The organism is Pseudomonas sp. Sample_10, assembly GCF_004321495.1.
Lineage (GTDB): Bacteria > Pseudomonadota > Gammaproteobacteria > Pseudomonadales > Pseudomonadaceae > Aquipseudomonas.
On record NZ_RCOE01000067.1, the window covers coordinates 1 to 2,638 of the forward strand.

3 protein-coding genes are annotated in these 2,638 nt (G+C 57.9%); 2 read left to right on the plus strand and 1 reads right to left on the minus strand.

From position 1 onward, the window contains the following. A partial coding sequence (locus D8U18_RS06915; protein ID WP_131107327.1) for a glutamine synthetase family protein occupies positions 1-845 on the minus strand: 845 nt, incomplete at its 3' end. A 283-nt stretch (positions 846-1,128) separates the two neighbouring features. On the opposite strand from D8U18_RS06915, the gene D8U18_RS06920 reads away from it, so the two are divergent. Both D8U18_RS06920 and D8U18_RS06925 read left to right on the plus strand, forming a co-directional pair. Next, positions 1,129-1,890 carry a gamma-glutamyl-gamma-aminobutyrate hydrolase family protein gene (locus tag D8U18_RS06920; RefSeq protein ID WP_130931672.1) on the plus strand — a complete coding sequence of 254 codons (762 nt, stop codon included), beginning with the start codon at positions 1,129-1,131 and terminating at the stop codon, positions 1,888-1,890. Positions 1,891-2,260: 370 nt separating this feature from the next. After that, positions 2,261-2,638 (plus strand): ATP-binding cassette domain-containing protein (locus tag D8U18_RS06925; protein WP_131107328.1); only part of this gene is annotated, 378 nt, incomplete at its 3' end.

The window sequence follows — 2,638 nt, forward strand, 5'->3', positions numbered from 1 at the left end:
AAGATGTTGTTGCCTTCTTTGTCGAGAATCGAAATGTGCACGTGCAGACCGTTGCCCGCCTGGCCCGGATACGGCTTGGCCATGAAGGTGGTGTCCATCTCGTGGTCGTAGGCGATGTTCTTCACCAGACGCTTGAGCAGGACGGCGTAGTCGCACGCCTTGATCGGGTCAGCCACGTGGTGCAGGTTGACTTCGAATTGCGCCGGGGCGCTTTCCTTGACGATGGCGTCTGCCGGGATGCCCTGCTCTTTCGCGCCTTCGAGGATGTCTTGCAGGCAGTCGACGTATTCGTCGAGATCGTCGATCAAATACACCTGGGTCGAGATCGGACGTTTGCCGGACACCGGTGAACGTGGCGACTGCGGTCGACCGTTCACGTTGTCCTGGTCGATCAAGTAGAACTCCAGTTCGAACGCGGCGCAGATGGTCAGCCCCAGGTCGTCGAACTTGCGCACGACATTGGCCAGCACTTCACGCGGGTCGGCGAAGAACGGCTCGCCTTCGATTTCATGCATGGTCATCAGCAGTTGCGCGGTCGGGCGCTTCTGCCATGGCTCGATGCTCAGGGTGCCTGGGATCGGGTAGCAGATACGGTCGGCGTCGCCGATGTCCAGACCCAGGCCGGTGCTTTCCACCGTGGAACCATTGATGTCCAGAGCAAACAGGGAAGCCGGCAGGTTGATGCCTTTCTCGTAAACCTTATGAAGACTGGTGCGTTCGATGCGCTTGCCGCGCACCACACCGTTCATATCCGCAATCAGAAGGTCGACGTACAAAACCTCAGGATATTTCTTAAGGAATGCGTTTGCTTCGTTGAGTTGAACGGTACGCAGAGGGACCGACATGATGCACCTATTTTTTACTGTTAATTATTATGTTCACCGCCCTTTCACGCAGCCAGTCAATCCGAAAGGCAAAGTGAAGTCAATAGCGAACACCGCGCCTTTCAACCTTTATTTTCGGGCCTCCAAGCGGCACGAGAGTGCCAAACCAGCCTCGAAACACCTGTAAATCCTGAAGATCGGACGCGCGGCGTTTAGAATTTTTTACATGGGAGTTGTTAATTAAAATCAACAAGGCTAAGCTCCGGAAAAGCTCGTTCAAGTGTCAAACTTCGAGGTGATAAAAATGGCATTCAAGCCATTGATCGGCGTTACTGCGTGCGTCAAACAGATTGGCCTGCACCCCTACCACGTCAGCGGCGACAAGTACTTGCGCGCTGTCAGCGTTGCGGCGCTGGGGCTGCCCGTCGTTATTCCTTCCTTAGGCGACCTGACCGAAATCGAGGATCTGCTACCGCAGCTTGACGGTCTATTGCTGACCGGCTCGCCCTCGAATGTGGAACCCTTCCACTATCAAGGCCCCGCCAGCGCCCCCGGCACGGATCATGATCCGGCGCGGGATGCCACCACCCTCCCCCTGATCCGTGCGGCCATCGCTGCCGGCGTTCCGGTGCTCGGCATCTGCCGGGGTTTCCAGGAGATGAATGTGGCGTTCGGCGGCAGCCTGCATCAGAAGGTCCATGAGCTCCCTGGCTTCCTCGATCATCGCGAAGCCAATCACCCGGACCTGGCCGTGCAATACGCTCCGGCACATGAGGTGAATGTGCAACCGGGCGGTGTGTTCCAAGCGCTGGATCTGCCGACGGTGTTCCAGGTCAATTCGATTCACAGCCAAGGCATTGACCGACTGGCCCCCGGCCTGCGCGCCGAAGCCGTCGCGCCGGATGGCTTGATCGAGGCGGTCTCGGTCGAGCACAGCAAAACCTTCGCCCTCGGTGTGCAATGGCATCCGGAGTGGCAGGTGCTGGATAACCCTCCCTACCTGAGAATTTTCCAGGCGTTTGGTGACGCGTGCCGACAACGGGCGGCGTTGCGTAATTTGCGCTGACTCAAACCCCGAATATTCAATTTACTGCCCCGTGAAGATCACAGGCGAGCCTTGGCGCGCCTGCCCTTCACGACAACTACACACTGCAATAACAACAAGCACGACCAGGCAGCCAGGACGGCGGCGCCGAATAAACCCGGCGGGATGGGTGATGCCAGCAATGCAAATGCAATTCCCTGTGGGAGCTGGCTTGCCAGCGATGACGGTTGGTCAGTCAACGATCATGTTGACTGCCAGGGCCTCATCGCTGGCAAGCCAGCTCCCACATGGACCGCATATGAATTGGCCGGCATCGCTCGCCTCGGGTTTGCAATCAACTATTAAGTCAGGCCGCGTTGGCCCGACGACTGAAACCTGTTGGGAGTTTCACATGGCAAACGCCTCCAGCATCTACAGGAAGGCTCTTGAAGGTCACCAGGCACCGAAAAAGGTTCTGGTGAAAGTCGACCGCGTCACCAAGAAATTCGACGAAACCACCGCTGTGGACGATGTGTCCCTGGAAATCCATCAGGGCGAAATCTTCGCCCTGCTCGGTGGTTCCGGTTCCGGTAAATCGACGCTGCTGCGCATGCTCGCCGGCTTCGAGCGCCCGACCGAAGGCCGGATTCTGCTAGACGGTGTCGACATCACCGACATGCCGCCGTACGAACGGCCGATCAACATGATGTTCCAGTCCTACGCACTGTTCCCGCACATGACGGTGGCGCAGAACATCGCCTTCGGCCTCAAGCAGGACCGTTTGCCCGCC

What these genes read in the sequence shown, in the direction of transcription:
- D8U18_RS06920 (WP_130931672.1), top strand. Translation starts at nt 1,129, where the DNA reads ATGGCATTCAAGCCATTGATCGGCGTTACTGCGTGCGTCAAACAGATT.